Source organism: Kitasatospora sp. NEAU-CNBT7 (assembly GCF_057220535.1).
Genome location: NZ_JBXQQB010000032.1, coordinates 46,713 through 69,629, shown reverse-complemented (window position 1 = coordinate 69,629; position 22,917 = coordinate 46,713). Strand labels below are relative to the sequence as shown.

Genomic DNA, 22,917 nt, shown 5'->3' with positions numbered 1-22,917 from the left:
CCGCTGAATGGATAGCCTACCTTCCTACTACGGTGGGCTGCGCGGCGTCGGCGCCCGCCGCGGCCCCGCCCGGCCTCACCGGCCGGCGCCGGTCCCCGGCGCGGTCCGTTCCGGCTGGTCGAGGAACTCCAGCACGGCCAGCACCAGCAGCAGCACGACGGCCATCCAGATCACCACCACCACCGTCGGGTAGCTCCACAGCAGCAGGGCCAGCACCGCGGCGCCGGCCGCGATCCAGCCCATCCAGGCCTTCCAGCGGTGGACGAACGGCCCGACCGGGCCGAGCCGCATCCCGACCCGCTGCGCCGACTCCCGCAGCGCGCCCAGCCCGCGCTGCCACAGTCCCCGGACGGCGACCGCGCGCCGCCCCGGCCCGGTCAGCCAGGCCGACAGCGCGACCAGGATGCCGAGCGCCAGCACCACCCGGATCGAGGCCCGCAGGTAGCGCACCAGCGTGTCGTAGACCGCCGCGGCGGCCGACTGGTCGACCCCGGCGGGCAGCCGGTCCAGGTAGATCACCCGGAACACCGACAGGCCGATGCCCAGCACCACCGCGCCGGCCGCGATCGCCAGCGCCGCCGTGACCGCGGCCCGCCGTCGCCGTACCGCGAGCAGCACGCCGCCCACCGCGCAGGCCAGCGCCAGCACCGGCAGCCAGAACCCGGCCAGGTCCAGCAGCCGCAGGCCGCTCTGCGCCTTGCGGACGGCGTCGGACTGGATCAGGACGAAGTCGGTGTGCACCTCGGGGATCTTGTCGGCGATGCTCACCCCGTTGGCCACCAGCCGCTCCTTGACCTGGGCGATCAGCGGCGCCAGGTCGAGGGTCACCTTGTCGCCCTGGATCTGGACCGAGCCGCCGCCCTCGCCGGTGAGCAGCCGGTCGACGGCCGCGTGCGCGTCGCGGTTGACGGTCACCCAGATGGTGACGAAGGCGTCGCTGGTCACCAGCCGCTCCACCTGGCCGTGCACCAGGCCGGTCAGTCCGCTGGTCAGCGCGGAGCCGAGCTTCTTGAGGGCGGTGTCCAGCAGCGGCCGGTCGGCCGGGGCGACGTCGTCGAGCAGGCTCTCGATCGGGATGTTCTGCATGATCAGATCGGTCACCCGGTTGGTGACCGCGGTCTGGATGGCCGGGTTCTCGGCCAGCGGCTTCATCGTGGCCACGTACCGGTCGGTGTCGGTGAGCTGCGACTTCGTCCAGGAGGAGACCACGGCGAGCGGGGTGAGCACGGCGGCCAGGGTGATCAGCAGCGCGGCCAGCAGGGACCTGATCCGGTGCCGCTGCGGGCGGTCCTTGGTCTCCAGCACGGCCACCCGCTTGCGGAGGGCGGCGAGTTCGCCGGCGTCGGCCGGCCGGTCGGGCGGCTTGCTCCCGGGCGGCTTGCTGTCGGGCGGCCCGCTGTCGGGTGGTCGGCTGGCGGGTGGCCGGCTGTCGGAGGGGCCGTCGTCGGACGGTCCGCTGTCGGGGGAGTCGCCGGGCTCGCCGGCTCCAGGGGTGGCCATGGACGTCCTCCGGGTTGCTCGGCGAGCGGTCGAGTACCAGGAGATACCAGAACAAATCGGACGGCCACTCTGTCGTCGGCGTGTCCGGAAACGGCAGAACCCCCGTCCCGCGGTGGCGGGGCAGGGGTTCCGGGGTGTGCGGGCTCAGGCGCCGGTGGCCGACTTGGTGGTGTCGGCGGACTCGGTGACGGTGGTCGGCTCGACCGCCGGGCGGGGCTGCTCGGCCGCGCTCTGGGCGGTGCCGTTCTGGGCCTCGGCCGGTGCGTCGTCCTCACGCAGGGCCTTCGTCTCGGCCTTGAGGATACGCATCGACTTCCCGAGACCACGGGCCATCTCGGGCAGCTTCTTGGAGCCGAACAGCAGGACGAGCACTGCCACCATGATGATGATGTGCCAGGGCTCGAGACCGTTACGGAACATCCCTGACCACCGGTCCTTTCGCGGAAGTTCTCGCCGAACGCAGATCGGACGGAGGTGCCCGACCTGGCCCAGTATGCCTGGCCCGGTCGGCGAACGTATACACCCGTCGGCAAACGGCAGCCGAAAACCAGGTGATCTGCACCTTGTGGTCTGGACCACTGTGGGGCCTCGGCGGCAGCTCAGCGACCGGCCAGGACACACCCGGCGCTGCCGGCCGCCGCCACCACGACGGTCGCCGCCAGAATCCGCAGCGGCAGCGCCGGGACGGCCCGCGGCGCCGCGCCCGGCCGCTCCAGCCCGCGCCGGCGGCGCAGCCCGTACCCGAGGAAGCCGCAGGCCGCGGCCGCCAGCAGGCCGCCGGTCGCGGTCAGCGCCGCCCGGTCCGCGACCAGGCCGGACCGGAGCACCAGCAGCGCGTCCACGGTCAGCACCAGCGCGGTGCGGCCCCACGCCAGCAGGGTGCGTTCCGGCTGCAGGCCGGGGTCCCGGCCCTCGGGGGCGGCGGTCACACCGCCGACCCGATGATCAGTGCGGTGAACACCGCGGCCGCCGCCACCACGCACAGCGAGAGCACCAGCACGATCCGGGTGTACGGGAGCCGGCCGCCCTCCCGGATCGCCCGTTCGACCCGGGCCCAGCGGCGGTACGCGGCGCCGCCGAGCCCCGCCCCGCCGACCGCCAGCACCACCGCGAGCGCGGTGCGGACGCCCTGCGGCGCCAGCCCCGGGGTGAGCTGGTCGATCGCGACCGCTCCCGCCAGCAGGGCCAGCGCGGTACGGATCCAGGCGAGGAAGGTCCGCTCGTTGGCGAGGGTGAAGCGGTAGTCGGGGTCCTCGGTCTCGCGGCGCCAGGCTGGTTCCGGCATCGGTGGCGGGCCTCCTGCGGTCGGTCGCCGGCAGTGCGGTGGTGGGTGCGGGTCCGACGCTAGGTCGGCGGCCCGGCCGGGCCGGACAGGCGCGCGGGGCCCGCGCTCCTCGGCGGTGGGCCGTCGCACGGGCGGGGCCCCGGCCGACTGGTGTCGGCCGGGGCCCGGATGATCCGCGTGGGGGCGGCCCCGCCGGGCCGCGCGGCCGCCTCAGACGGCGGCCGGCCGGTCGACGCCCCGCCGGACGCCCTCCTGCCCGGGGTTATCCTGCTGGTCGCTCTCCTGCCGGGCGGGCTCCTGGGGGTGCCGGGCGGGCTCCTGCGGGCCGGCGGGCAGGTGCCGCATCAGCCGGTTGGCCGCGAGCGCGGCACCCAGCATCACCGCCAGGCCCACCACCGCCGCCACGTGCATCCCGTCCGCGAAGGCCGACCGGGTGACCGCCAGCAGGTCGGTCCCGGCCTGCCCGCCGAGCTGCCCGGCCACGGTGACCGCACCGCCCAGGGTGTCGTGGGCGGCCCGGGCCGCCCCGGCCGGCAGGCCGTCCGGCACCCGGCCGTCCAGCTGCGCCTTGTAGACCGCCGCGCCGGCCGCGCCGAGCAGCGCGATGCCCAGGGAGCTGCCCAGTTCGCTCGCGGTCTCCGAGGTGGCGGAGGCGGCGCCGGCCCGCTCGGCGGGGGCGGCCGAGACCACCATCTCGGCGGTCAGGGTCATCGAGCCGACCGCCCCGGCCGCGATCACCCCGGAGGCGGTCAGGATCACGGCGAGCGGGGTGTCCGGGCCGATCAGCGTCATCAGGCCGAAGCCGGTCGCGCTGAGCAGGAAGCCGCCGCTCATCAGGGTCGCCGGACGGACCTTGCCGGCCAGCGCGCCGATCCCGCCGACCGCGGCGCCGACGCCGACGCTCGGGATCAGCGCCCACAGCGAGGCGGTCAGCGGGCTGAACCCCTTGACCAGCTGGAGGTACTGCGAAGTGAAGAGGGTGAAGCCCATCATGGCGAACATCGCGATGGTGTTGACGGTGATCGCGCCGCTGTAGGTGCGGATCCGGAACAGGCCGAGGTCGATCAGCGGGAAGGCCGCCGTCCGCAGCCGGGCCACCAGGCCGGCGCCGGCCAGCAGGCCGCCCGCCAGGGCCAGGGCGGGCGCCGGGGCCCAGCCGTCCACGGCCAGGGTCTTGATCCCGTACACCACCGGCATCACGGTGGCGATCGACAGCGCGGCGCCGGCCAGGTCGAAGCGGCCCCGAGGGGGCGTCCGGTACTCGGGGAGCAGGGCGGGCGCGGCGAGCAGCACCAGCAGCATCACCGGGACGGCGGCCAGGAACGCCGAGCCCCACCAGAAGTGGTCCAGCAGCAGCCCGCCGGCGACCGGGCCGAGGGTGGCGCCGCCCATCATCGCGCCGCTCCAGATGCCGATCGCGGCCTGCCGCTGCCGGGGGTCGTGGAACATGTTGCGGATCAGCGCCAGCGTCGAGGGCATCAGGGTGGCCCCGGCGACGCCGAGCAGCGCCCGGGCGGCGATCAGCGAGCCGGCCCCGTCCGCGTACGAGGCGAGCAGCGACGCCGCGGCGAACCCGGCGGCGCCCGCCATCAGCAGCCTGCGGCGGCCGATCCGGTCCCCCAGCGCGCCCATCGGGATCAGCAGGCCCGCCAGCAGGAACGAGTAGATGTCCATGATCCACAGCTGCTGGGTGCCGCTGGGCTTCAGGTCGGTGGCGATGAAGGGGACGGCGAAGAAGAGCACGCCCATGTCCATCGCGATGACGAGGGTGGGGAGCAGGAGGACGGCGAGGCCGATCCATGCGCGGCGGCCGGCGCGGCCGGTGGTTGCGGTCATGGGGATGACTGTACGAGCGTCTGGCACAGCTGTCTAGTACAAGTGTCTAACTCACTCGTCTCACTCATCCGTGCGAGACATCCGTCCAGGTCCTCCCGTAGCATCGGCCGCATGGGAAACCGTGAGGATCTGCTGCTCGGCGCCAAGCGCTGCCTGTCCGAGAAGGGCTACGGGCGCACCACCGCCCGGGACATCGCCTCCGCCGCCGGGGTGAGCCTGGCCGCGATCGGCTACCACTACGGCTCCAAGGAGGCGCTGCTCGGCCAGGCCGTGATCTCGGCGCTGGAGGACTGGGGCGACGCCGTCGGCGCGGCGCTCGCCGGGGCGAGCGGCCTGACCGACCCGCGCGAGCGGTTCGCCGCCTCCTGGGACCGGGTGCTGCGGACCTTCGTCGAGTACCGGGGGCTGTGGACCGCCCAGTTCGAGGTGATGGCCCAGGCCGCGCACACCGACGACCTGCGGGCGGCGTTCGAGGCGGCGCAGAAGGACGGCCGGCTCGGCCTGTCGGCGATCTTCCAGGGGCTCGAGGAGGTGCCGGACACCCCGGACGAGCTCACCCGCGGCGCGTTCTACCAGGCCCTGCTGGCCGGGCTGGCCGCGCAGTGGCTGCTCTCACCCGAACAGGCGCCGGACGGTGCGCAACTGCTGCGCGGGCTGGAGCTGGTCAGCGAGAGCGTGCTCGGCGAGGTCCGGCCCCACCAGCAGTGAGGTCGGGTCCCACCGGCTGCGAGGGCCGGTCCCACCAGCGCCGAGGGCCGGTCCGCCGGGCGGCCGTCAGTTGGTGACGGCCGTCAGCAGGACCACCGAGTCCAGGTGCGCGAGCAGGCCGTGCCGCTCCTGCGGGATCGGGCGCAGCTGACCGGCGGCCACCTCGTGCCGGCGGCCCGCCACGGTCAGCGAGACCCGGCCGCGCAGTACCAGCAGGCTGGCCGCGACCGGGGCGTTGTGCTCGTCCAGCGCCGCACCGGAGCGCAGGGCGATCACGGTCTGCCGCAGGACCCCGTCGTGCACCAGCAGATGGGCGCTGCGGCCGTGGGCACTGGCGGCCGCCTTCGCGCTGTGCTCGTCGGCCAGCGCGTTGAGATCGACGGGAACGGGCTCGGACATCGCGGCCTCCTGCGTGGGCGGGACCCCCGCCGCGACCCTAGGGCCTGCCCGCCCCCCGGCGCGCGCTGGAGCGCCGCCAGGGGGTAGCACGGGCGTGCGGCCCCGCTCCGGGTGCGGCTCGGCCCGGGTGGCCCGATGGTGGAGGTATGGCGACACATCAGAGGTTCACCGACGGATTCAACGTCAATCGTTCGATGCTCACGACCGGTGCGCTGCTCACCGGGTTCGGGGCCATGCTCGGCCTGGCCGGTGCGGTCATCGTCGGCGTCTCGCTCGCGCAGGCGGGCCGCGACTTCGTCCGGCAGATGGACACACCCCCGACCGAGCTCGCGAGCCGCGCGATGCACCAGGCCAGGGCGGCCTCGATGGCCGGCCGGGACGCCTGGCGGGCGGAGGCCGGCAACGGGTCGATGCGCTGACCGGCACCGCAGTGCCCGCAGTACCTGCCGTACGCCCGCTGCCGCCCCGGTGAACGCCGGGGCGGCAGCGGGCGCGTGCCCGGCCCGCGGGTGCGGGTACCGGGACTACAGACCCAGGGACTTGGCGATGATGCTGCGCATGACCTCGCTGGTGCCGCCGTAGATCCGGAAGACCCGGTTGTCGGTGTAGAGGCGGGCGATCGGGTACTCCAGGATGTAGCCGTAACCGCCGTGCAGCTGGAGGCACTTGTCGATGACCTGGGAGGCCGACTCGGTGCAGAACAGCTTGGTGGCGGCGGCGTCCGCCACGGTCAGCTCGCCGTGCTGGTACAGCTCCAGCGCCCGGTCCACCATCGACTGCTGGGCGACCACCTGGGCCTCGCAGTCGGCCAGCGTGAACTTGGTGTTCTGGAACTCGGCCACCGCCTGGCCGAAGACCTTGCGGTCCTTCACGTAGGCCAGCGCGAAGCGGACCGCGGCCGCGGCCGAGGCGTAGGCGCCGACCGCGATGGCGAGGCGCTCCTGCACCAGGTTGTGGGTGAGGTAGGAGAACGCCTTGCCCTCCTCGCCGAGCAGGTCGGCGACCGGCACCCGGACGTCGCTGAAGGCCAGTTCGGCGGTGTCGGAGGTGCGCAGGCCGATCTTCTGCAGCTTGCGGCCGACGGTGTAGCCCGGGGAGGAGGTGTCCACGCACAGGATGGACAGGCCCGCCCGGCGGTCCGCGGGGTCGTACGGCGAGGTCCGGCAGACCACCAGGACGAGATCGGCCAGCACCCCGCCGGTGATGAAGGTCTTGGCGCCGTTGAGGACGTAGTGGGTGCCGTCCTCGGAGAGCCGGGCGGTGGTGGTGATGCCCGCCAGGTCGGAGCCGGCCCCGGGCTCGGTCATCGCGATGGCGGTCATGATCTCGCCGGAGACGAAGCCGGGCAGCCAGCGCTGCTTCTGCTCCTCGTTCGCGTACTCCAGCAGGTAGGGCAGCACCAGGCCGGTGTGCACACCCGAGGAGCCGAAGGTGACACCGGCCCGGGCGCACTCCTCGCTGACCACGGCCTGGTACTTGAAGCCGCTCTCGCCCGCGCCGCCGTACTCCTCCGGCACCTCGATGCCGAAGACGCCGAGGTCGCCGAGCTTGCGGTAGAAGGAGCGCGGCGGGTGGCCGTCCGCCTCCCAGCTCTCGTAGACCGGGACGACCTCCTTGGAGATGAAGTCCCGGATGGTCTCCCGGAAGGCCTCGTGGTCCTCGGTGAAGACGGTACGGCGCACGGCGGCGCTCCCTTCGGACAGCGGCTGATCGCGGGACAAGTTAATCGCCGGTAGCCATGGCTGTCCAGCACTGCGGCATCCGGCGCGGGCATCCCCGCAGGGGCCGTCCCCGGGCCTCGGCGGCCCTCAAGTGAATCCTTGCTACCCTGAGTGCCGATTTCGTGGGCCGGCTGTGAAGGGGTGGACGTGGCGGCGGATCGCGAGGTGGTGCGGCGGCCGCCCGGGCGCCGGGCCCAGCTGCTGGCCGCCGCGGCCGGGCAGTTCCACCGCGGCGGGTACCACGGGGTGTCGATGGCGCAGGTGGCGGCCGAGGCCGGGATCACCGCGCCCGCGCTGTACCGGCACTTCGCCAACAAGCCCGAGCTGCTGCGGTGCGCCCTGGAGGCGGAGCTGGCGGCCCTGGGCGAGGCGGTCCGGCGCGGGGCGGACGGACCGGCGGCGCTGTGCGCGGAGCTGGCGGCGGCGGCCGTCGACCACCGGGCGTTCGGGACGCTCTGGCAGCGCGAGGCCCGACTGCTCCCGGCCGGACAGCAGGCCGCGCTGCGCCGCGAACTGCGCGGCCGGGTGGGGGAGATGGCCCGGATCGTGGGCGGGCCCGCGGACGCGGAGTTCCGCTGCTGGTCGCTGCTGTCGGTGTACGGCAGCCTCTCGCACCACACCTTCGCGCCGCCGCGGCGGCGGTTCGAGGAGCTGCTGCGCGAACTCGGAGCTGCGGTACTCGCCGCGGCGCCGGGCGGGTCCGCGGCCGGCGCCGGTCCGGCGGACGGCGGTCCGGCGGGGTCGCGGCGGGAGGCGCTGCTGGTCGCGGCGGTCCGGCTGTTCGACCTGCGGGGCTTCGACAACGTCTCCACCGACCAGCTGGGTGCGGCCGTGGGCATCGCCGGCCCCAGCGTGTACAAGCACTTCGCCACCAAGGCGGAGCTGCTGGCGGCCGCCCTGGTGCGCAGCCGGGAGCGGCTGTGGCACGAGGTGGGCGGGGCGCTGGCGGGGCCGGGCGACGCGCGCACGGCGCTGGCGGCGGGCCTGGCGGCGTACCTGGACTTCGCCCGGGGGCACCGCCACTACCTGGGGGCGATGACCAGCGAGACCGAGCGCCTGGCGCCGGCCGACCGCAAGGCCGCGCTGGACTTCCGCCGGGACTTCCTGCGGACCTGGGTCGACCTGCTGGGGCAGGTGCGGCCGCAGGACGACCGGGCGCAGGCGCGGATCCGGGTGCACGCGATGTTCGCGCTGGTCAACGACGGGGTGCGGCACCGGGCCGGCGGCGCCGAACCCGCGCCCGGGCTGGACGCGTTGAGCCGGGCCGTGCTGGGACTGGACTGACCGCGGCGGCGCAGGGGTGAGGGGCGGGCCCGCGCGGCCCGCCCCCCACCCGGTCACGGCGGTGCCGCCGGGCCGCCACCGGTGGCGGCCCGCCGACAGCCGGGTCGCGGCAGCCGGGTCGCGGCAGTCCGGTGGCGGCCTAGTAGAGGACGAACGGGTAGTAGACGTGGTCCGCGAGGTTGCCGTTCCCCTGGAGGGTGCCGATGGCGCCGGAGTTGCCGGTGACGCCGAGGCTGTTGTTCTGGTTGCTGCCGCCGGAGCCGGTGGCGGTCTGCTGGGTGCCGTTGGCGTTGCCCAGGACGCCGCCCACGATGTTGCCGGAGCCGGTGTTGCTGACGACGGTGCTGTTGGAACCGGACTCGGCGCCGGCGCCGTTGTCGGCCTGGGCGGTGCCGATTCCGACGAGGAGGAAGGCTCCGAGAGCGGTGACGGCGGCGGCCGCACGAATACGGGACACGGTGGTCTCCAAGCTTGCTGATGCGAAATATGGCGCCCCGGGGTTGGCCGCCCCTGGCGCGCCGGAACTGACGTCGCGTCATCATGATTGCCCGGACGGCCTATTGGCTTCCAGCCCTGGCTGCCCGTTTCGCTCGAAGGTGTCACAGATATCGGATAAACCCCTAACGGCCGAGGCGTCCGAAAGGTGCGGGTCCGGTCCGCGATCCCCCGGACGGCGGTGTCCCGCCCCCACCCGGCGCGGTGGCCCGGTGTTGGCCCGCACGTCAACTCCGCGTTGACCGGCGGGTGCGCGGAGTGCGGCTGCGGAAAGCGCTGGTCGACTGATAGTCGTACTGGCAGACTGGGGCCTCATGTCTCAAGGTCTGCCGCCCGGCCACGGGCCCGCCGGTGAATTCCCCGCCGCCGACAATCTGCGTACGACCGAGGTCGATCTCGGCGGCCTGGTGAGCGTCCTCGCCACCCACCTCTACTCCACCCCGCTGGTCGCCCTGCGCGAACTGGTGCAGAACGCCCACGACTCGCACACCCGCCGCCGGCTGGAGGACCCCGGCCACACCGCGGCCGCGCTGATCAGGGTCAGCGGCGACCCGGCCCGGCGCACCGTCGTGATCGAGGACACCGGCGCCGGCCTCACCGAGCCGGAGATCCACGCCTACCTGGCCACCGTCGGCACCGGCTACACCAGGATGCTGCGCGAACTCACCGGCAACCAGGACCTGATCGGCGCCTTCGGCCTCGGCTTCCTGTCCGCCTTCTCGGTCGCCGACGAGGTCACCGTCACCACCACCTCGCACCGCGAACCGCACCTCGGCCACCGCTACCGCTCCCGCGGCGGCGAGCAGTACAGCGTCGAGCCCGCCGCCCCGAGAGCGGCCGCCGGCACCGCCGTCGAACTGCGGCTCAAGCCCGAACACGCCCACCTCGCCGACGAGGACGCGCTGCGCGAGGTCCTCGCCCGGTACTGCGTGCTGCTGCCGGTCCCGGTCCACGTCGGCGAGGACGACACCCCGGTCAACGGCGTCCCGGTGCCCTGGCGCGGACCGGACCAGGACGACACCCACACCGCCCGGATGCGCTTCGCCGCCGCCTTCGGCCGGCGCTTCGAGCCGCTCACCGCCTTCCCGCTGCGCCCGGTCGAGGGCCGCACCGACGCCGTCGGCCTGCTCTGGGTGCAGGACGGCGGCACCTACGGCTCCAGCGACAACCGCGACCTCGCGGTCTACCTGCGCGGCATGCTGCTCTCCGACGACGCCCGCGACCTGCTGCCCGGCTGGGCCGGGTTCATCGGCGGCGTGGTCGAGTCGACCCGGCTCACCCCCACCGCCAGCCGCGAGGACCTCCAGCGCGACGACCACTACCGCGCCCTCCAGCAGGCCCTCACCGACGCCATCGTCGACGGCCTCTACGAGACCGCCCGGCTGCACCCCGCCGCCTGGCGACGGATCCTCGCCCGGCACGGCCAGGACCTGCTCGGCGCCGCGCTCTGCGACGACCGGCTGTTCACCCTGCTCGCCGACGACGTCCCGGTGCCCACCTCGCAGGGCGACCTGACGGCCGGCGCGCTGCGCGCCGCCGGCGGCGGCGCGGTGCACGTCGCGCTCGGCAGCGGCGGCGGCTTCGAGGAGATGCTCTACCGCGCGATGCAGGTGCCGATCGCCCGCGGCGACCGGTACGCCGTGCTCCCCTTCCTGCGCCGCTACGCGCAGCTGCGGGAGTGCCGGATCGTCGAGCTCGGCAGCGAGAGCGGCAACCGCGAACTGTTCCGCGACCCGCTGCACCCGCTGCCCGCCGAGGAGAGCGCCTGGCTCGCCGCCGCCCTCACCGACGAGGGCGAGCAACTGGTCGCCGCCCGGTTCGACCCGCCCGGCCTGCCGCTGGTGCTGGTCCCCGACCGGGAGGCCGAGCTGAAGGCCAGGATCGAGGACGACCAGGCCGACGCCCGGATCCCGTCCGCCGCGCTGCGCCTGGCCCGCGCCTTCACCGCCCGCACCGAGGGCACCGTCAAGGCCCGGCTGTACCTCAACCTGGCCTCGCCCGCCGTGCAGGACCTGCTCACCGCCTACCGGGCCGGGCACACCGGCAGCACCACGGCCGCGGCGCTGCTGCGCTCGCTCAAGGTCATCATGGCCTCGGCGGCGGGCCCGGCGGCCGGCGACCTGACCGCGGCGCTGGCCGGCATCGGCACCGCGGTGTCCGCGCTCACCGCCGCGATGCCCGAGGGCCTCGCCGTACCCGAGTCGCTCGCCGTACCCGGCCCGCGCCCCGGCCCGCGCCCCGGGCCGGACGGCGGACCGGCCGACGCGCCGGCCGCGGACGAGCCGCCGGGCGCGCCCCGATGAGCCGCGTCCGCCGCACCACCGAACGAGCCGCGCACCCGGCGGCCGCACCGCACCACGGGGGGAACCAGGCATGACCACCGACATCTGGGGCTGGGTGCACGACACCCACCGGCAGCTGAACGAAGCCGGCCAGCACCGGCTGGCCACCGCGCTCGCCGAGATCGCCGGCCACGCCGTCGACGGCCGCAACGAACAGCTCGACGCGATGTACCCGGAGGCGCTCGCCTCCGCCCGCGCCCTCGGCCTGCCCTGGGTCGAGGTCTTCCTGCGCCACTGGCGGCTGCAGAACCTGCTCAACAAGCGCCACCAGGGCGAGGCGGCGATGGCCGAGGCCGTCTCGCTGCTGGAGTTCGCGCACCGCGAGGAGACCGCCTCCTGCCCGCAGTCGGTCTGCGCCGTCCAGGACTTCACCATCTGCCACGCCAACATCGACGGCCCCGGCTACGTCCCCGAGCGCCTCGCCGTGCTGGAGGAGACCCTGCAGCGGGTCGAGCCCGCCCGCGCCTGCTTCGACTGCCTGTCCCGCGAGTACGCCGACACCCTGGAGGACGACGGCCGCTGCGAGGAGGCACTCGGCCACCTCGACCGCGCCCAGGCCCGGATCCAGGCCGCCGGCGAGCAGGTCTCGCTCTCCTTCGGCCACAGCCGCGCCTCCGCCCTGCACCGGCTCGGCCGCCACCAGGACGCCCTGGACGCCTACGACACCGCCGAGCACGCCTACGTCGCCGGCCGCAACCGGCTCGACGACGACGACCGCCGCAAGCTCGCCACCGGCCGCGCCCTCAACCTGGCCGCCCTCGGCCGCACCGGCACCGCCCTCGACCTGCTGCCGCCGGCCGAGGAGGCCGACCGGTTCGCCGACATCCGGCACCGCTGGGCCCGCGCCGTCGAACTCCTCGCCGAGGCCGGCGCCCTGCCGCACGGCGACCTGGCCAACGACGCCGACCTCGGCGCCCGCCTCGCCCGCTGGACCGGCCACCTGGACACCGCCGGCTCCCACCGCCCCTGCCTCGACCTGGCGCTGATCGCCGGCCGCCTCGCGGTCGCCCGCGGCGCCCGCACCGTGGCCCTCACCCTGGCCGCCACCGGCGAGCGCAAGCTCGCCCTGCTGCGCCGCACCGACGACGGCGTCGCCGACCGGCTGGCCGCGCTGCGCGCCGCCGCCGAGGCGCTGCCGCCCGCCGCACTCCCCGTCCCCGCCGCCGACCTGGTGGACTGGCTGGCCGAGCACACCCCCGCCCCGGAGACCGGCGCCGACCTGCTCGCCGCCGCCCGCGCCGAACTCCCCGCGGACGCCCCCGCCGTGGTCGCCAACCTGGCCGGCGTGCTGGGCATGCTCGGCCACGGCCGGGCCGCCGCCGACCTGCTGTGGGTCGAACTGGAGGCCGGCCGCGGCCAGGACCACGCGGCCGGGATGCTCGGCTCGATGCTGATCGAGGCCGGCGACGGCGACGGCGTACGCCGGCTGGCCGACCGCCTGCTCGCGACCGACCCCGCCGACGCGCACTGGCTGCGCGCCCGCTGGGCCGCCGCCGAGGGCCGCTGGGCCGAGGTCGGCGAGCACTGCGCGGGCGTGCTCGCGCACGAACCGGACGCCATCAACACCCGGCGCCTGGCCGCCACCGCGGCCACCCGCACCGGCGACCACGCGGCCGCCCAGCGGATCTACCTGGACCTGCTGGAGCACGCGCTGCCGGACGGCGAGGCCGGTCCCGCGGACCAGCACCGGGCCGTGCAGGAACCCGACCTGTGGCACCTGATCACCGCCGCCACCGCCAACCGGGACTGGGACACCGTCCGCTCGGTCGGCGCCCGGATCGGCATCGAGTTCGACCGGCCGTCGGGCCCGGTCGACGAGGAGTGGCAGATCGTCACCCTGCGGGCGACCCGCACCAACGGCACCACCGCCGAGTTCCCGGCGATCCGCACCGGCCCGGCCACCGCCCGGGTGCTGCCCGTGCTCGGCGACGAACTCCCGCTCAACCACCGGGACACCGTGGTCTTCGGCCCGGCCGTGCTCAACGACCCGCCCGGTACCGACGAGGAGAAGGAGCGCTGGCGTCCCGTCTTCGAGCTGCTCACCCTGCTCGACCCGGCCGGGTACACCACCTACTGGCTGGACGGCGCCTGGCCCGGCGACGAGCACTGGGTGGCGCTGCGCACCGCCCTGCAGGCCGAGGGCTACGGCGTCTGGGCCTACAGCGGTGACCACTACACCGTCACCGACCCGGCGGACGGCAGCGGCGAGGGCGACGGCCTGCCCGGCATCTACGCCGCGCTCGGGGTGCCGCCGACCGCCTCCGCCGCCGAGGCCGACGCCCTGCTGCTGCGGCTGACGGCCGGCTGGCCGCACCCGCTCAGCTGGCTGGACCTGGCCGAGGCCGGCGGACTGGACACCGCCCGGCACCGGGAGATCGTCGAGCGCTACGGGCTCTGAGCTCGGACCGGATCCCGTCCGCCGCGCTGCGCCCGGGCGGGCGGGCAGGCGCCGGCGCCCGCCCGCTGCCGCCCGCCGCCGTGGGCGGGAGCGGCCGGTTCGGCATGTCATCGGGACGGGTGGTTTGGCGCTCTCCCGGGCATGGCCGCCGCCCGCGGCCGGTAGGACCGGTGGTGGGTGACCGAATCGATCGGGGGGCCGGCGCATGAGCGTTGTCGGGGCGGAGCGGAGCGGCTGGGCCTGCCGCGGGGTCCGGGTGGGCGGCCGGCCGGTGCGGCGGCGGGTGCCGGGGCGGCGGGAGGCCGCGATCGTGCTGGGGGTGTTCCGGCTCCGGCCGGTCCCGCCGGGGGAGCCGGTCCGGGAGCGGGACTTCCGCTGACGGCGCGCTGACGACGGGCGGGGAGCGGGCAGGCGGCGGGCGGATGGCGGGCGCCGGAAGGTCGACTTGGCAAATGCTTTACCATTCCATTGCCAAGAGTCGACCTTTGTAGGAGTGCCCCTACCGTGACCAGCCTCGCCCTCGGCCCGTCCTGGCTCGACCCGACCACCCTGATCTCGACCTTCGGCCTGATCGGCATCCTCGCCGTGGTCTTCGCCGAGTCCGGCCTGCTGATCGGCTTCTTCCTGCCCGGCGACTCCCTGCTGTTCACCACCGGCCTGCTGGTCGCCGGCGGAACGCTGCTGCCCCAGCCGCTCTGGCTGGTCTGCCTGCTGGTGGTGGCCGCCGCGGTCGCCGGCGACCAGGTCGGCTACGCGTTCGGGCGCAAGGTCGGGCCCGGGCTGTTCCGGCGCACCGACTCCCGGCTGTTCAAGCAGGAGAACGTGGCCAAGGCCGGCGCCTTCTTCGAGCGGCACGGACCGAAGGCGATCGTGCTGGCCCGCTTCGTCCCGGTGATCCGCACCTTCACCCCCGTCATCGCCGGCGTCGGACGGATGAACTACCGCACCTTCGTCCTCTACAACGTGATCGGCGGCGTGCTCTGGGGCGCCGGGATCACCGTGCTCGGCTACTTCCTCGGCCGGATCGCCTTCGTCCGGGACAACATCGAGTTCATCTGCCTCGGCATCGTGCTGCTCTCGGTGCTCCCGGTGCTGTTCGAACTGGCCCGCGCCAGGCGCCCGCGCACCGCCGAGTCCCAGACGTAACCGCAGGTCCACCACCCCGTACATATGCATCGGGCCGTTCGATCGGGCAAGGTGGGGGCAGACGGGAACGGACCGTGGCCGGCGCGGCCACCAGGGGCGGCGAGGAGCGGACGTGCCGAAGCTGGGCCGGCAGGGCGACGGCGACACCAGGACGCCCGCGGACGGCCCCCCGACCCCCGACCCGGCCGCACCCCAGCCCACCGAGGGCCTGCTCGGCCCCGACACGCCCCCCGTCGAACCGCGCACCGCCGTCCCGCTCGCCCCGGCCCCCCTGCAGACCGACGGCCTGCTCACCCCCGCCCCCGCCGAGCAGGCCCGCAGCCTCGCCGAGGACACCCTCACCCCCGAGGACTGGCGCGCCGCCGGCTACACCCCGGCCACCGGCCTCGCCGTCCCGCACCTGCAGCCCGGCGGCCCCGGCACCGCACCCTGGCCCGACCGGATGCGGACCCTGCTGCGCACCCCCATGGCGGAGCGCCCCGCCTTCGAACGGACCGCCCGCGAACTGCACCCCTCCGCCGCCGGCCGCAACATCCCGCGCATCCTCGACCTCACCCTGCGGATCGGCGAACTGCTGCTCGCCAGCGGCGAGGCCGCCGAGGACGTCGAAGCCGCCATGCTCGGCATCGCCCACGCCTACCGGCTGGACCACTGCGAACCCCAGGTCACCTTCACCCTGATCTCGGTCTCCCACCAGCCCTCGCTCACCGAGGCGCCGGTCACCGCCGACCGCGTGGTCCGCCGCCGGACCTCCGACTACACCCGCCTCGCCGCCGTCTACCGGCTGGTCGCCGACATCACGGCCGAACAGGTCAGCATCAACGACGCCTACCGCCGGCTCGCCCGGATCCGCCGCAACCGCCACCCCTACCCGGTCTGGCTGCTCGCCCTCGCCACCGGCCTGCTGGCCGGCGCGGCCACCTTCCTGGTCGGCGGTCAGCTCGACGGCAAGGCCTGGCTGGTCTTCGGCAGCGCCTTCGTGGCCTCGGTGCTCGGCGACCGCCTCGCCTCCCTGATCGCCCACCGCGGCCTGCCGGAGTTCTACCAGTTCGTGGTCGGCGCGATGCCCGCCGCCGCCTTCGGCATAGCCCTCTCGTTCAACGACTGGCACCTGCGCGGCTCCGTGGTCATCACCGGCGGACTGTTCGCCCTGCTCCCGGGCCGGGCCATGGTCGCCGCCGTCCAGGACGGCCTCACCGGCTTCTACATCACCGCCGCCGCCCGGCTGCTGGAAGTCGTCTACCTGGTGGCCGGCATCGTGATCGGCGTGATGCTGGTGCTGTACGTCGGCGTCAACTTCAACGCCCGGCTGCGGCCCGACGAGAGCCTGATCGGCTCCGTCGACCCGCCGCTGCAACTGGCCGCCGCGATGGTGCTCACCGCCGCCTTCGCGATGCTGCTCCAGACCGACCGCCGCACCCTGCCGCTGGTGGTGCTCAACAGCTGCATCGGCTGGTCCACGTACGGGGTGCTGGCCTACAACGCCGGGATCTCGCCGATCGTCTCCACCGGTGTCGCCGCCGGCCTGGTCGGCCTGTTCGGCCAGCTCACCGCCCGCTACCGGTACGCCTCCGCACTGCCCTACGTGACCGCCGCGATCGGGCCGCTGATGCCCGGATCCGCGCTCTACCTGGGCATGCTCTCGCTCGCCCAGGGGCACGCCAGCGCCGGACTGGTCTCCATCACCAGGGCCGCCGCCATCGCGATGGCGCTGGCGATCGGCGTGAACCTGGGGGGCGAGGTCGCGCGTCTGTTCATGAAGGCACCCGGCGCGGCCGACCGCCTCGCGCCCCAACTGCTGGTACCCCGGCGGGCGGCCAAGCGCACCCGGGGGTTCTGACCGGTCGTTGGCCCAGCACCGGAGGAGCCCGCCGCACCACCCGACGAAGGCAGTACCACGATGATCGGCACCCTGCTGGACAGCTACCGCGACCACATCGTCGCGACCCACAAGCAACCGCTGCTCCTGCTGCTGGTCGGCTTCATCACCTCCTTCGTCTGCATCCGCTTCAGCGTCCGCATGATCCGCGCCAAGGTCCGCTGGTGGCCCGGCAACATCACCCCCGGCGGCCTGCACATCCACCACATGGTCTTCGGCCTGGGCTTCCTGCTGGTCGGCGGCATCGGCGTGATCGCCACCAACGGCGGCCACCCCTGGATCAACTGGTTCAGCCTCAGTTTCGGCATCGGCTGCGGGCTGGTCCTCGACGAGTTCGCCCTGATCCTGCACCTCGACGACGTCTACTGGAGCGAGCAGGGCCGCAAGTCGGTCGACGCCGTGATCCTCGGCATCCTGATCACCGCCCTGCTGCTCACCGGGTACGTCCCGCTCGGCGCCGTGCCCGGGCAGACCGCGCCGGCCGGCTGGGGACACTGGGGCCTGACCGCCGGCATCTCCGTCAACGCGCTGCTCTCGGTCATCGCCCTGCTCAAGGGCAAGATGTGGACCGGCATGCTCGGCATCATGGTGCCCGGCCTGTCCGCGGTCGGCGCCGTCCGGCTGGCCAGGCCCAGCAGCCCCTGGGCCCGCTGGCGGTACGCCGACCGGCCGCGCCGGCGCCGGCGCGCGGTGCGCCGCGAACGGCTGCTGCACGCCCGCGCCGACCGCGCCCGCACCTGGCTCTTCGACCTGATCGCCGGCGCCCCCGACAAGGTCCCCGCCCACCACACCGCCACCCACCGGGTCGCCGAACGGATGGCCGCCCGGGCCACCGCCCACCTCGACGCGCACGCCGCCCGCTCGCTGGCCCGCCGCTCCGCCCGGCTCGCCGACCGCCGCTCCTCGGCCTCCCCGGCCGCCCGCCCCGGCCCGCGCCCGGTCGCCCACCAGCCGGTCGCGGGCGGCGAACCCGCCCGCCAGGACGGCGCCCGCGACCGGCGCCGGGCGGTGCGCGCGGGACGGCTGCGCACCTACGCGGTCCGCGGCAGCACCGGCACCCCCGCGGCCGGTACGGCGGGCGGCGCGCGCTCCGGGGCCCGCACGCCGTACCGGCACCCGAGGCTGCGGCACCCGGAGCCGAAGCGCTGAAACGGGCGGGTCGGCCACCGCGCAGGTGCAGGGACGTGCCCGTGCAGACAATCTGACATCTCACCCCGGTGGCCGTATGGCGAGCCCGGGGGGCGCGCCCCGGCTCTGCGATGATGACGGTGAGTGACCGTCATGCCACCGAGGGGGGTGGCTGGCCGACCGTCATCCGACCGTCATCCGATCGGAAGAGAGGACCGGACGTGGCCCGCAGACTCCTGCCGACGCTCCTGCTCACCCTGGCCGGCCTGGTGGGGCTGCTCCCCGGCGCCGCCGCCACCCCCGCGCCCACCGGACCGGTGGCCCCCGGTGCGGTGGCGCCGGCCGACGATCCGTACCCCTCCGTCGAGGACATCGCCCGCGCCCAGGCCGAGGCCGACGCCAAGGCCGCGGCCGGCGGCACCGCGGAGGCCCGGCTGGCCGCCGCCCAGGCCGAACTCCTGCACGCCGGACAGGACGCCGAACAGGCGGTGGAGGCCTACAACGGCGCCCAGGCCCGGCTGGCCCGGGCCCGGACCGCGGCGGCCGACGCCGCCCGCCGCTCGGCCGACGCCGAGGCGGCGCGCGCCGCCGCGGCCGACCGCGCGGCGCAGCTCGCCGCCGAGACCTACCGGCAGGGCGCTTCCCCCGAACTCTCCGCGATCGACGCCCTGCTGGGCGCCCGCGGTACCCGGGCCGTCACCGAACAGGCCGCCGCCGTCGCGATGGCCGGGGCCCGTACCCGGCAGATCCTGGAGGAGGCCGCCGCGACCGCCGCCGGCGCCGCCCGGGCGGCGGGCGCCGCGACCGACGCCGAGGTTGAGGCCGGCCGGGCCGCCGACGCCGTCCGCACCGCCAAGGAGCAGGCCGAGGCCAGGCTGGCGGCCCAGCAGCTCCAGGTCGCCGAGATCACCGCCCGCCGCGAGCAACTCCTCGCGGAACTCGCGGCCGCCCGCAGCACCACCCTGGAGCTGGAGCGCCGCCGCCAGGACGCACTGGACGAGATCGCCGCCCGCGAGGCCGAGGAACGGGCCCGGGCGGCCGCGGTGGCCGCCGCGGCGGCCTCGGCCGGGCCGGCCCCCGCCACCGGATCAGCCACCGGATCAGCCGATGGGTCCGCCGGTGGGTCCGTCACCGGGAGCCCCTGGTCCGCGGTGGGCGCGCAGGCGGCCGTGGCCTTCGCCAAGTCGAAGATCGGACTTCCGTACATCTGGGGCGGGGAGGGGCAGACCGGCTACGACTGCTCCGGGCTCACGATGATGGCCTGGCGCCAGGCCGGCAAGCGGCTCACCCACTTCGCGGCCGACCAGTACGCCGAGTCCACCCCGGTCTCGTACGGCCAACTCCGCCCGGGGGACCTGGTGTTCTGGACCAGGACCGGCCGTCCGGCGGACATCTACCACGTCGGCATCTACCTCGGCGGGGACCAGATGATCGAGGCCCCCCGTCCCGGTACCGCCATCAAACAGGCCAGCCTCTGGATCATGGGACCCCCGGACTTCTACGCCCGCCCGTGACGGCTACTCCCAGATGGTGTTGGCCGGGGCGGCGGCGGAGGTGTGCACCGGCCCGGCGCCCGGGGTGCTCAGGAGGCTGGGGGCGGCGACCGGCGTGACGAGGGCGGTGAGGGCGAGACCGGTGGCCGCGGCGGCCTTGACGACGGTGGTGCGCAGCATGATGAAGGTCCTGTTCCGTTGCTGTTCCTGGGCGGATCTCCCGGTCGCGCGTCCCGCGGTGACGCTTCGCCCGGTTGTCCTGCGGAGTTGCCCCCGCGCCGACACGTCATAGCTTCGTCGCAGGTCAGAGCGGGTGGAAGAGCTTTCAGGTGGACGGAAACGGCCTTGGACCGATCCGTCCAGCCTGGCCGGATCCGGCCAGCAGCCGTTCGTAGAACGGCGTGACGAGCGGGGCCCCCACACCCGCCAGCTCCCACCCCTGCAGGGCCGGAACGGTCGCCAGGGCCCGACGGCAGAGCGCCGCCGCCCGGTGCTCGGCGTCCTCGAGCCGGTCGGCGAGCGTGTAGACACCGATGACCGGGTGCGGCCGCGCGTCCGGGTGCACGACGACGTGCTCGACCTCCTCGCCGGGCAGGGCGGCGGTACGGACGAGGGCGGCGGTGGCGGCCGAGAGCGGGGGCCGGGTGGGGGAGTGGTCGACGGCCCGCAGGCCGACGTGGACGAGATACATGCCGAAGACGCTCCCAAAGGGGGACGGCCGGGGCACAGACGAGCGCCCTGGACAATTCGGTCCTTGGCCCGAACAGTCCACGGAAACGCCCTGGAGGCCCGGCCGACCGGTATGCGATGATCGTTTGGGCGCCGGCCCGCAGCGTCATCATGGGGGAAGCGGATGCTCACAACTCTCGGCCTGGACTCCGCCTCCGAGGGCGTCTACCGGGCGATGCTCGCGCACCCGCGCGAGGGTGTGGCGGCCCTGGCCGCACGGCTGGGGCTCGCGCCGGACGAGGTCCGCAGGAGCCTGGACACCCTCAGTGAACTGGCCCTCATCCGCCCGTCGTACGACCACCAGGGCGAGCTGCGCGCCGTGTCGCCGGACATCGGCCTCGAGTCCTTGATGGCCCGCCAGCAAGCCGAACTCGCCGCCCAGCAGCTGCGCATCGAGGCCTCCAGGGCCGCGGCCGCCCAGCTCATCGCGGACTATGCGGACCTGCACCCCTCGACCGCCCACCCGGGTGTCGAGCAGCTGGTCGGCCTCGACGAGATACGCGACCGGATCGCCTCCCTGGCCCGGACGCTGACCACCGAGATCATGACCTTCGCGCCGGGCGGCGGCCACAAGCAGGAGAGCATCGAGGCGTCCAAGCCGCACGACCGGGACCTGCTGGCCCGCGGCATCCGGATGCGCACGGTCTACCTCGACAGCGTGCGCAACAACGCGCCGACGGTGGCGTACGTCAACTGGCTGGCCGGACTCGGCGGCGAGGTGCGGACCGTGGCGACCCTGCCCACCCGGATGATCCTCTTCGACCGGGCCACCGCCGTCATCCCGGTCAGCAGCGACGACTCGGCGGCGGGTGCGGTCGTGCTGACCGGCCACGGGACGCTGACCGCGCTGTGCGCCCTGTTCGAGAACGTCTGGTCCGGTGCCGTGCCGCTCGGCGAGGCCGCCGTCCGGGACGACCGAGGGCTCAGCGGGCAGGAGAGCATGACGGTCAGGCTGCTGGCCGAGGGCCACACCGACGAGGCGATCGCCAAGCGGCTCGGGGTGTCGCCGAGGACCGCCCGCCGGCTGGCGACCGACCTGATGGAGCGGCTCGGCGCGCGCAGCCGCTTCGAGGCGGGGGTCCGGGCGGTCCAGCAGGGGTGGCTCCCCGCTCGGGGGTGAAGGCGCTCGGGGGGCTGGGGGTTGAAGGCACCCGGCTGGTGAAGGCACCCGGTGTGAAGGTGCCCGGAGCCTTCGGCGTCCGGGGCGGGCGGGCGGAAAATCGGATGCCGGGTCCGGACCTCCGCCGTACGGTGGCCGGATGGGGAACGTTGCGCCGGGCCGGCTCGGCCACGAGATCGAGATCCGCGCGGTCACCGAGGACGAACTCCCGGACTGGGACCGGGCCATCGCCCGCGGCTTCCTGCGTCCGCACACCGGCTCCGGCCTCGACTGGCGCCGGCTGCTGTTCGAGCCGGGCCGCTGCCTCGGTGCCTTCGACGCCTCGGACCAGGGCCGCTGCGTGGCCACCTTCCGCAGCTTCGACACCGAGCTGACCGTGCCCGGCGGCGCCACCCTGCCGGTCGACGCGATCACCGCCGTCACCGTCACCGCCACCCACCGCCGCCGCGGCCTGCTCACCGGCATGATCAACCGCGACCTCGCCGCCGCCCGCGAGCGCGGCAGCGCGGCCGCGATCCTGATCGCCGCCGAGTACAACATCTACGGCCGCTACGGCTTCGGCCCGGCCACCACGACCCACGGCCTGCAGGTCGACCTGGCCCGCTCCGGCGGCCTGCGGCCCGACCTGCCACTGCCGTCCGGCGGCCGGATCGACTTCGTCCCGATGGCGGACGTCCGCAAGCTGGGCGCCGAACTCCATGAGCGCTGGCGCCGGACCCAGCCGGGCGCCATCACCCGCTCCGAGGCCTGGTGGCGGCTGGAGACCGGCGACATCTCGCTGCCCGGCTACGACTGGAAGGAGCCGTTCACCGCGCTCCACCGGAACGCCGAGGGCGAGGTCACCGGCCTGATCACCTACACCGTCGAGGACAAGTGGGACGGCATGGTGCCCACCTGCACGCTCACCGTCCTCGACCACCTCGCGCTGGACCAGCCGACCGCCAACGCGCTCTGGCAGCTCGTCTTCTCCGTCGACTGGGTCCGCACCGTCGCCATCGACAGCCTCGGCGTGGACGACCCGCTGCGGCTGCTGCTCAACGACCCGCGGGGCGTGCGTCCCAACCCGGACACCGGCGACTTCACCTGGCTGCGGCTGCTGGACCTGCCGGCCGCCTTCGGCGCCCGCAGCTACGCCGCGGCCGGCCGGCTGGTGCTGGAGGTCGACGACCCGGCGGGTCACGCCGGCGGCCGGTGGGCGCTGGAGACGGCCGCCGACGGCACCGGGCGCTGCGTCCCGACGACGGAGGAGCCCGACCTCGCGCTGACCGTGGCCCGGCTCGGCGAGCTCTACCTCGGTGCGTCCAGCGCGACCACGCTCGCCGCCGCCGCCCTGCTCACCGAGGTCACCCCCGGCGCGGCCGCCACCGCGGACCTGCTGCTGCACACCCCGCGCCGCGCCTGGAACCCGGACGGTTTCTGACCCGCCGGCCCAGCGCCGGGCGGCCGCCCGCCGG

General features: G+C 74.9%; 22 protein-coding genes. 12 read left to right on the top strand and 10 right to left on the bottom strand.

Features of this window, described 5'->3' with window-relative positions; translation table 11 throughout:
* Positions 1-75 precede the first annotated feature (75 nt).
* The 5 genes from AC2TEW_RS31125 to AC2TEW_RS31105 all read right to left on the bottom strand — a co-directional run bounded on the left by AC2TEW_RS31125 (position 76) and on the right by AC2TEW_RS31105 (position 4,621).
* Positions 76-1,500, bottom strand: coding sequence for a hypothetical protein (locus AC2TEW_RS31125; protein ID WP_484626678.1), 1,425 nt, complete (start codon positions 1,498-1,500; stop codon positions 76-78).
* A 144-nt stretch (positions 1,501-1,644) separates the two neighbouring features.
* A complete protein-coding gene (tatA, locus tag AC2TEW_RS31120; RefSeq protein ID WP_484626677.1) occupies positions 1,645-1,920 on the bottom strand; it encodes a Sec-independent protein translocase subunit TatA in 276 nt (91 codons plus the stop codon).
* A 179-nt stretch (positions 1,921-2,099) separates the two neighbouring features.
* The gene (locus AC2TEW_RS31115) at positions 2,100-2,429 is read right to left on the bottom strand and encodes a DUF202 domain-containing protein (protein ID WP_484626676.1); all 330 of its coding nucleotides are present in this window, start codon (positions 2,427-2,429) and stop codon (positions 2,100-2,102) included.
* A complete protein-coding gene (locus AC2TEW_RS31110; RefSeq protein ID WP_484626675.1) occupies positions 2,426-2,785 on the bottom strand; it encodes a YidH family protein in 360 nt (119 codons plus the stop codon). Before AC2TEW_RS31110 ends, AC2TEW_RS31115 begins: the two co-directional genes overlap by 4 nt.
* A 210-nt stretch (positions 2,786-2,995) precedes the next feature.
* Positions 2,996-4,621 carry an MFS transporter gene (locus AC2TEW_RS31105; protein ID WP_484626674.1) on the bottom strand — a complete coding sequence of 542 codons (1,626 nt, stop codon included), beginning with the start codon at positions 4,619-4,621 and terminating at the stop codon, positions 2,996-2,998.
* Between the two features lie 111 nt (positions 4,622-4,732).
* Between AC2TEW_RS31105 and AC2TEW_RS31100 the strand changes: the two genes are divergently transcribed.
* Complete coding sequence (locus AC2TEW_RS31100) at positions 4,733-5,329, top strand: TetR/AcrR family transcriptional regulator (protein WP_484626673.1); 597 nt, start codon at positions 4,733-4,735, stop codon at positions 5,327-5,329.
* Between the two features lie 66 nt (positions 5,330-5,395).
* On the opposite strand, the gene AC2TEW_RS31095 is transcribed toward AC2TEW_RS31100, so the two are convergent.
* On the bottom strand, positions 5,396-5,728 hold the full coding sequence (locus tag AC2TEW_RS31095; protein WP_484626672.1) for a cupin domain-containing protein: 333 nt from the start codon (positions 5,726-5,728) through the stop codon (positions 5,396-5,398).
* 146 nt (positions 5,729-5,874) lie between these two features.
* Here AC2TEW_RS31095 and AC2TEW_RS31090 point away from each other — a divergent pair, with 146 nt between their 5' ends.
* The gene (locus AC2TEW_RS31090) at positions 5,875-6,147 is read left to right on the top strand and encodes a hypothetical protein (protein WP_484626671.1); all 273 of its coding nucleotides are present in this window, start codon (positions 5,875-5,877) and stop codon (positions 6,145-6,147) included.
* Positions 6,148-6,252: 105 nt separating this feature from the next.
* On the opposite strand, the gene AC2TEW_RS31085 is transcribed toward AC2TEW_RS31090, so the two are convergent.
* Complete coding sequence (locus AC2TEW_RS31085; protein ID WP_484626670.1) at positions 6,253-7,410, bottom strand: acyl-CoA dehydrogenase family protein; 1,158 nt, start codon at positions 7,408-7,410, stop codon at positions 6,253-6,255.
* Between the two features lie 186 nt (positions 7,411-7,596).
* Between AC2TEW_RS31085 and AC2TEW_RS31080 the strand changes: the two genes are divergently transcribed.
* Positions 7,597-8,733: a TetR/AcrR family transcriptional regulator gene (locus AC2TEW_RS31080; protein ID WP_484626669.1), complete on the top strand. Its 1,137-nt coding sequence runs from the start codon at positions 7,597-7,599 to the stop codon at positions 8,731-8,733.
* 139 nt (positions 8,734-8,872) lie between these two features.
* Here the strand turns inward: AC2TEW_RS31080 and AC2TEW_RS31075 are convergent, their stop codons facing one another.
* Positions 8,873-9,190: a hypothetical protein gene (locus AC2TEW_RS31075; RefSeq protein ID WP_484626668.1), complete on the bottom strand. Its 318-nt coding sequence runs from the start codon at positions 9,188-9,190 to the stop codon at positions 8,873-8,875.
* Positions 9,191-9,542: 352 nt separating this feature from the next.
* Between AC2TEW_RS31075 and AC2TEW_RS31070 the strand changes: the two genes are divergently transcribed.
* From AC2TEW_RS31070 to AC2TEW_RS31040, 7 genes are all read left to right on the top strand, one after another.
* Positions 9,543-11,531, top strand: a complete 1,989-nt coding sequence (locus tag AC2TEW_RS31070; RefSeq protein ID WP_484626667.1) for an ATP-binding protein — start codon at positions 9,543-9,545, stop codon at positions 11,529-11,531.
* A 70-nt stretch (positions 11,532-11,601) separates the two neighbouring features.
* Positions 11,602-13,968, top strand: coding sequence for a tetratricopeptide repeat protein (locus AC2TEW_RS31065; protein WP_484626666.1), 2,367 nt, complete (start codon positions 11,602-11,604; stop codon positions 13,966-13,968).
* A 205-nt stretch (positions 13,969-14,173) separates the two neighbouring features.
* Positions 14,174-14,347: a hypothetical protein gene (locus tag AC2TEW_RS31060; protein WP_484626665.1), complete on the top strand. Its 174-nt coding sequence runs from the start codon at positions 14,174-14,176 to the stop codon at positions 14,345-14,347.
* Between the two features lie 125 nt (positions 14,348-14,472).
* Positions 14,473-15,114, top strand: a complete 642-nt coding sequence (locus tag AC2TEW_RS31055; RefSeq protein ID WP_484626664.1) for a DedA family protein — start codon at positions 14,473-14,475, stop codon at positions 15,112-15,114.
* Positions 15,115-15,235: 121 nt separating this feature from the next.
* Positions 15,236-16,954: a threonine/serine exporter family protein gene (locus tag AC2TEW_RS31050; RefSeq protein WP_484626704.1), complete on the top strand. Its 1,719-nt coding sequence runs from the start codon at positions 15,236-15,238 to the stop codon at positions 16,952-16,954.
* 60 nt (positions 16,955-17,014) lie between these two features.
* Entirely contained in the window at positions 17,015-18,142 is a 1,128-nt protein-coding gene (locus AC2TEW_RS31045; protein WP_484626663.1) for a hypothetical protein, read from the top strand.
* Positions 18,143-18,342: 200 nt separating this feature from the next.
* The gene (locus tag AC2TEW_RS31040) at positions 18,343-19,635 is read left to right on the top strand and encodes a C40 family peptidase (protein WP_484626662.1); all 1,293 of its coding nucleotides are present in this window, start codon (positions 18,343-18,345) and stop codon (positions 19,633-19,635) included.
* Between the two features lie 3 nt (positions 19,636-19,638).
* Here AC2TEW_RS31040 and AC2TEW_RS31035 read toward each other — a convergent pair whose 3' ends face one another.
* Positions 19,639-19,794, bottom strand: a complete 156-nt coding sequence (locus tag AC2TEW_RS31035) for a hypothetical protein (RefSeq protein WP_484626661.1) — start codon at positions 19,792-19,794, stop codon at positions 19,639-19,641.
* Positions 19,795-19,939: 145 nt separating this feature from the next.
* Positions 19,940-20,305 (bottom strand): hypothetical protein, encoded by a 366-nt coding sequence (locus AC2TEW_RS31030; protein WP_484626660.1) that lies wholly within the window; start codon positions 20,303-20,305, stop codon positions 19,940-19,942.
* A 162-nt stretch (positions 20,306-20,467) separates the two neighbouring features.
* Between AC2TEW_RS31030 and AC2TEW_RS31025 the strand changes: the two genes are divergently transcribed.
* On the top strand, positions 20,468-21,463 hold the full coding sequence (locus tag AC2TEW_RS31025; protein ID WP_484626659.1) for a helix-turn-helix transcriptional regulator: 996 nt from the start codon (positions 20,468-20,470) through the stop codon (positions 21,461-21,463).
* A 139-nt stretch (positions 21,464-21,602) separates the two neighbouring features.
* Entirely contained in the window at positions 21,603-22,883 is a 1,281-nt protein-coding gene (locus AC2TEW_RS31020) for a GNAT family N-acetyltransferase (protein WP_484626658.1), read from the top strand.
* Positions 22,884-22,917 lie beyond the last annotated feature (34 nt).